At 57.0% G+C, this 6,860-nt stretch carries 6 protein-coding genes; 2 read left to right on the top strand and 4 right to left on the bottom strand.

Translation table 11 applies throughout. The features are described 5' to 3' along the window. The coding region (locus JX360_RS16770) for a helix-turn-helix domain-containing protein (protein ID WP_425244437.1) at positions 1–319 on the bottom strand (319 nt) is incomplete at its 3' end. Between the two features lie 229 nt (positions 320–548). Between JX360_RS16770 and mutL the strand changes: the two genes are divergently transcribed. After that, complete coding sequence (mutL, locus tag JX360_RS16775) at positions 549–2,360, top strand: DNA mismatch repair endonuclease MutL (protein WP_244353245.1); 1,812 nt, start codon at positions 549–551, stop codon at positions 2,358–2,360. A 36-nt stretch (positions 2,361–2,396) separates the two neighbouring features. After that, positions 2,397–3,242: a vitamin K epoxide reductase family protein gene (locus JX360_RS16780; protein ID WP_244353246.1), complete on the top strand. Its 846-nt coding sequence runs from the start codon at positions 2,397–2,399 to the stop codon at positions 3,240–3,242. Between the two features lie 3 nt (positions 3,243–3,245). On the opposite strand, the gene JX360_RS16785 is transcribed toward JX360_RS16780, so the two are convergent. The 3 genes from JX360_RS16785 to JX360_RS16795 form a co-directional block, all read right to left on the bottom strand. Then, positions 3,246–4,322 (bottom strand): diguanylate cyclase, encoded by a 1,077-nt coding sequence (locus tag JX360_RS16785; RefSeq protein ID WP_244353247.1) that lies wholly within the window; start codon positions 4,320–4,322, stop codon positions 3,246–3,248. 28 nt (positions 4,323–4,350) lie between these two features. Further along, complete coding sequence (gene btpA / locus JX360_RS16790; RefSeq protein ID WP_244353249.1) at positions 4,351–5,256, bottom strand: photosystem I biogenesis protein BtpA; 906 nt, start codon at positions 5,254–5,256, stop codon at positions 4,351–4,353. Positions 5,257–5,319: 63 nt separating this feature from the next. Next, on the bottom strand, positions 5,320–6,414 hold the full coding sequence (locus JX360_RS16795; RefSeq protein WP_244353250.1) for a quinone-dependent dihydroorotate dehydrogenase: 1,095 nt from the start codon (positions 6,412–6,414) through the stop codon (positions 5,320–5,322). Positions 6,415–6,860: the final 446 nt, after the last annotated feature.

A 6,860-nucleotide genomic window follows, 5' to 3' on the forward strand; every position in this document is an offset into this window, starting at 1 on the left:
TCCAGCGTTTCCAGGCTTTGTCCAGTCGCATCAGGTTTTGCTGCTGGCAATCCGCATAGATGTCTTTGTATTCGGGAAATTGTTCTTTAGTGGCGCGTAACTCCGATGCTTGGGTGTAGTAATCAACTTTGTCCGGCACCTCCCCAACGGGCTCAGAAACAATGCTGCAACGGTCAATCCGGCAACGAGTTCGATTCAACCCATCAAACCGTTGACCCAACGCATAGTTCCAGTGCCGCCGCAACAATTCACCCCAGGTTTCTAGGGTCAAAGCTTGGCTATCGGTTGGGTTAAGTTTGTACTGGTAAGTGAGCAGCATGGGATTATCGTAGCTTAGTGTCATGACTCCAGGTCAGGCAATCTCCGGGGCATCGTTGGCGCAGCCTGCGCGAAGCGCATACCCCAGAGATTGCCTTATCTATCCCCCTTCACTGCCAAGCTACACTGTGGCGGGAGTACCCCGGAGGTTTTGATGGGATCTTTAGTTTGACTTACCTCAAGTTATCTAGGGAGACTGGATTCGCCATCCTCAACTGCCGCATCTGGGTATGTGCACCATTCAACCCCTCCCCCCCGAACGCGTCGCCCAAATGGCGGCTGGAGAGGTGATTGACTCCCTGGCGGCGGCGGTGCGGGAGCTGGTAGAAAATGCCCTGGATGCTCAAGCAACCCGCATTCAGGTGGAGGTTTGGCCCCAGCGCTGGCAAATTCGAGTCAGTGATAACGGCCAAGGGATCCCCGCCTCGCAACTGGAACAGGTCGCCCATCGCTACACCAGTAGCAAGTGGGATCCCCAATCGGATCCCTCCACCCTTGGGTTTCGCGGGGAAGCCCTGCACAGCCTGGCCCGGTTGGGATCCCTGACGCTGCAAACTTGGCATAGAGCTGATCCCCATGGCTGGAGGGCTTGTTACAACCGGGAGGGATCCCTCACGGACAAGCAACCGGCGGCCACTGCCTTGGGTACAGTCGTGACCGTGAGCAACCTATTTGCTGACTGGCCTTTGCGCCGTCAAGAGCCTGCTTCTGCCCGTTTGCTCCTCACACTGCTCCAGAATGCGGCCCTGGCGCATCCTGCTCTTAGTTGGCAGTTCTACCAAGATGAGCGCCTGCTCCTTAGCCTTTGGCCAGGGAAAACCTTGCAAGACATCCTTTTGCAACTGTTGCCGCACCTGGATCCCTCCGACTTGCGCTACCGACGCATCCACCAACAAGAGGGCGACTGGGAAATGCTCTTGGGTTTACCGGATCGCCTGCATCGTCCCCGCCCCGATTGGATCCGGCTGGCGGTGAATGGGCGCTTTGTGCAGCTTCCCGAATTGCAGCGGGTAATGCAGTCGGTGTTTCACCATACCCTGCCCCGCCACCGACATCCTTTGGCCGTCGTCCATCTGCGTCTGCCCCCTGAGCAGGTGGATTGGAATCGCCATCCCGCCAAGAGTGAGCTGTATGTGCAAGCGCTGGCCACCCGACAGGAGCAGTTGCGCCAGCATCTGCACTCTCTCCTCAACCCAGGAGCCGGACAAGCCAGCCGCCGCTCCGTACAACTGATTCGGGCTAGCGAGGCCAAACAGGCTTATCTTGTCATGCCTACAGCACCGAGGCAGGAAGCGCAAAAGGCAGAGGGTCTCGATGCTCCGTCAGTCTCCCAGAACTCAGTTCTAAACCCTGGAACCCCAACGGGATCCCTGCCCCCCCTCAAGGCCCTGGCGCAACTACACCAGATCTATATCCTGACGGAGCATCCCCAGGGGCTATGGTTGGTGGAGCAACACCTGGCTCACGAACGCGTCCGCTACGAGCAACTGCAACAGCATTGGCAGTTGGTGGAACCGGATTTCCCTCTGACGCTGGAAGGACTCTCCCCCCAGGCCCTGCAACAGCTCGAGCACTTGGGGTTAGAACCTGAACCCTTTGGCCCCCATACCCACGTGTTGCGACGGATCCCGCTGGCTTTGCTGCAAGAAGATCCTCAGGAAATTCAGGGATCCCTGCTGGAACTCAGCCATTGCCAAGATTTGCAGGCCGCTCAGGTGGCAGTGGCCTGTCGGGGTGCTCTCCGCAACGGGATCCCGCTCACCCTGGAGCAAATGCAACAGTTAATAGACGCTTGGCAGCGCACCCTCAACCCCCATACCTGTCCTCATGGCCGCCCGGTCTATCTGGCACTGTCGGAACAAGATCTGGCCCGTTACTTTCGTCGTCGTTGGAGCCTTTGTGACCGGCCTGGAGTCAGTCAGGGGGGCGGATCCCTGTTGAACCTGAATGCCCTTGGGGATAGATTTGCCACACAAGTACGCCAGGCAACGGAGGCTTCTGCGTTGAAGGCGAAAGACGGGGTCAAGCCATCCCCACTATAATCGGGGGTGTTCACTGCCGTAACGGTATAGAATCCAATGGCCTACTATCTCAAAACGCAGGAAGAACCCTGGCTGCACCGTCATTCCCGCACGATTTTGGCGATTTTGGCCGGGTTGGGATCCTTATTAACGGCTTATCTCACCTTCAGCAAGCTGACGGAGCAACCCGCTGCCTTCTGTACAGGCGATGGGGGCTGTGATTTGGTGCTCTCTAGCCGTTGGGCAGAGTTTCTTGGGATCCCGACGGCTGCCGTGGGTCTGTTGGGCTTTTTGGCCGTTTTGGGGTTGGCCCTGATTCCGGACGGGATCCCGTTGGTGAAGCAATGGCGCTGGCCAGCTTTGTTTGGCCTGGTTTCCGCCATGACCGCCTTTGAAATGTACATGCTCTACCTGATGGTGGCGGTGCTGCGGCAGTTTTGTATGTATTGCTCCGCAGCGATTGTCTTGGTGGCGGGACTGTGGCTGGTGACGGTATTTGGCCACCGCTGGTTGGATTGGGGCAAGATGGGCTTCGGTTACATCCTGGTGAGCGTATTGACCTTAATCGTTACCATTGGGGTGTATGCCAATCAAGTGCCTCCTCCGAGCCCCTTCGCTGTGGGGTTGGCGACCCACCTCAGGGAAACAGGCGGTACCATGTACGGAGCTTACTGGTGTCCCCATTGCCAGGATCAAAAGGATTTGTTTGGGGCAGCTTTTGCGGAAGTGCCCTATGTGGAGTGCTCCCCCAATGGCCCTGGAACCCCGCAGGCCCAAGAGTGCACAGAAGCGGGGGTGACTAGCTACCCTACCTGGGTGATCAATGGCCGCACCTACACGGGTGTACGCTCTTTGGAGTCACTGGCGGTGGCCTCAGGCTATCAATTCAATCCCAGAGAATAAGCCTCAGGAGCTTGTGTCTAAGGGTGGGGTGAGGATGTGGACCCGGTTTCGCCCCGCTTGTTTGGCTTGGTAGAGGGCCTCATCGGCCTGTTGCAGAGCAGCTTCTGGCTCTAGATGGTGATCTTCTGTGATCACGGCCCCGCCAATACTAATGGTGATGAGTAGGCTGCGTTTGGGGGAAATGGCAATTGGGTCGTTGCTGATTACCCGCCGTAAAAAGTCGGCATAGCGGTAGCTGCGGGAAGGGTTCAGCCCTGGAGTGATACAAACAAATTCTTCGCCCCCATAGCGGTAGAGCAAGCTGGAGGGGCGCAGTTGATTTTGCAGTCGACCGGCAATGGCTTGCAGCACACAGTCGCCAATATAGTGGCCGTGGGTATCGTTCACCTGCTTGAAGTGATCCACATCCATCATCAGCAGGCAGAGATAGCGGTAGCGAGCTTCCCCAAAACGGGGCCCCACCTGTTTGAGCAAATGGGGCAGTGCCTGATCCAAAGCGCGTCGATTCAAAACCCCTGTCAAGGGATCCGTGAGGGAGAGGGACTCCAACAGATCGTTACGGGCCTGCAGTTGTCGATTGGCTTGGGCCAAGGCTTGGGTCAGCCGTTGCAGCCGTAGCCCTGCCCGTACCCGTGCCTGTAGCTCATCTGGGTCAACCGGTTTGGCAATAAATTCATCGGCCCCCGCATCCAAGCCCCGTACCCGATCCCCAATCTCAGAACGCGCTGTCAGCAGAATGAAGTACACAAATTGGCCATCAGCGGATCCCTTCAGACGGCGACAGAGATCCACCCCCGAGAGTTCGGGCATCACCCAATCGCAGATGATCACATTTGGCAATTGTCCTTCTTCGGCAGTTTGCAAGTACTCCAGGGCCGATTTTCCACTTTCTCGGGTTTCCACCTGGTAATCAGAACTTCGCAATACCTCGCCAATGTAGTTACGGGTGGCTGCATCGTCATCCACCACCAAGATGCGTGGGATCTGAGTCAGAACGTAGCCTGAAGGCCCCCTCTCCAGGGAATCGCTCGCCTCAGGAGTTTGGGTGGGCAGGTGTGGGTGTGGGTCATTGAAGTGCATAGTAGAAGTGCATAGTACCGGAAAAGCTCTAACCGGAACTGGGGGTGGCCACGTAGGAGTGGTTAGAAACTCGCTCGCGGATCCCGAGGTGCATCGCTTCCACAAACTCCCGCACCCGAATCGGGTCAATGAGAGGAAAGGGATCCGCTCGCGTCAACGGGACGGAGTCCTTATAGCCGGCTGGAATACTCACGGAACGGGATGACCGCTTCAAGGAACTGGCCACAATCACCCCATCCGCCCGCCGAATCAAGCTACCAATATTCTCTGCAGTGGCTCCGGAACCAATTAACAAAGGCACATGGGGAGCAGCAGTGCGAGCCAGCTCCAGCTCCTCAAAAATGGGTGGGTTGCCCGTGGCCCAACCGGAGAGGATGATGGCATCGGCCAAGCCCCGTTCTACGGTGTCGGCAATAGCGGCGGTGAGACCCACGGGGCCTAGAGGTTGGGCATGTTTCACCAGAACATCGGCAAAAACCTTGATATCTGCCCCCAACTCGCGGCGATAGCGCATAAGGCGGTGGGCATCTCCCTCAATGAGGCCTTGATCTGTGGCCATCACCCCCGAGAGCACATTCACCCGAATAAACTGCGCCCCCACACAAGCTGCAATCGCCAGGGCACTGTGACCATCGTTGCGCAAGACGTTGATCCCGAGAGGTAATGAGACCAACGTTTTCAGCCGCTGGACAACGACCGTCATGGCACTCACCACTGCTGCATCCACCCGGTCCTTGGCAAAGGGGGCATCGTAAAAGTTCTCGACGATGATCCCATCCACGCCACCTGCCGCTAGGGCTGTCGCCGCCTGTTCCGCCTGGGCAATCACCCACTCCAAATCGCCTCCCCAACGGGGGGATGTGGGTAGCGGCAACAGATGAACCACCCCGATAACTGGATAGGGGGTTTTGAAAAGGTGTTGCAGCAGGTTCACCGGTAAGCTCTCACAGGAATTCCTAACGATCTTACGCCTGGATCTTACCTGTGTCGGCATTCTCTAGCGGAAGTGTAACGTAGGGTTTGCTGTGGCTTTGTGTTTGGTGGCCAATCCCCGCAGCAGTCGGGGCACCATGCTCGGTCCTTCGTAAACCCAGCCCGTATACACCTGCAGCAGGCTGGCTCCGGCTTCTAGTTTGTCCAGTGCATCCGCCAGGGTGAAAATGCCCCCCACGCCGATGATCGGTAGTCCTCCTTGGGTAACTTGGTGAATGTAGCGAATCACCTCGGTGGAACGGGCGCGTAGGGGTGCACCGCTGATCCCGCCCGCTTCTTCGCTGAGCGGGATCCCTCTGCCGGGGAGGGAACGGGTTTTCAGATTGTCCCGCCGGAGGGTGGTATTGGTGGCAACAATCCCGGCCAGGTGATGGGTTTGGGCCAGCTCCAGAATGGCATCGATCTGCGGCCAGTCCAGATCAGGGGCAATTTTCACCAAAAGGGGTTTCCGCCCTTGGTTCTCCTGCTGCAAGGTTACCAGGATCGGCTCCAGTTGTTCGGTGGCTTGTAAAGAACGCAACCCCGGTGTGTTGGGGGAGCTGACATTAACCACAAAATAGTCCCCCAAATCTTTGAGCAGGCGAAAACTGGTCAAATAATCCCCGGCAGCTTCTGGCAGTGGGGTGACTTTGGATTTACCCAGGTTGATCCCAATCGGGATCCGATGCTGTGGCAATTGGCGCAACCGTTCGGCCAGAGCAGCAGCCCCTTGATTGTTAAAGCCCATGCGATTGAGCCCTGCTTGATCTTGCGGCAGTTGAAACAGGCGCGGTTTGGGATTGCCCGGCTGTGCCTGAGCGGTGACGGTGCCCACTTCCACAAAGCCAAATCCCAGACTGGGCCAGACGGCTAGCCCGACGCCATCTTTGTCAAAACCGGCGGCCAACCCGATGGGATTGGGAAAACTGAGGCCCCACAGCTTCACCTGGAGGACGGGATCCCGGTAGCAAAACAGGTGCTCTAGCCCGGCCAGGATCCCAGTGGCCTGGGTGGTGCCGATCCAATGCAGGGCTTGCAACAGCCGAACCTTCAGGGCTTCTGGATCGGCCCTGAGACCAGAGAAGAGAAGGGGCCGCAGCACATCTCGATAAAAATTCACCACCGTTTCACCGTTTGTGGATCCCCAACGTTGTATCTTTATGATGATGCCAAGTTATGCTGTGAAGGTCTCGATACAGCCCTCTAAAAGAGTATTTGCCGTTTTGTTTTTGACTCTTTTACCTGAGAATCAAGCCCTAGTAGAGATTCTGTGCCGCTGCCGAGAATCACTATCCAGTTGCCATCAGTGGGAGTCGTAATCTGTGGCTGTCTTGTTCAAAACGATTGATTGCCTTCTGCTTCTGTTCCAAAAACTCCACTAAGGATCCTCTACTGGATTAGTGAAAATTCCAAGTATCAGCCCTCAAAAGCCCGTATAGAGCCAGAGGGGTAGGCCGGAGCTCACCACATCAAAATGCAAACGCGCCAGGGCCTCTCCCCCAGGGATCAACCGCGCCCAGCCGCTGCGCCGTGGGATCAGATCATAAAACTTGGTCTCTGGCTCTA

The sequence above is a fragment of the Thermostichus vulcanus str. 'Rupite' genome (assembly GCF_022848905.1).
GTDB classification, from domain to species: Bacteria; Cyanobacteriota; Cyanobacteriia; order Thermostichales; family Thermostichaceae; genus Thermostichus; species Thermostichus vulcanus_A.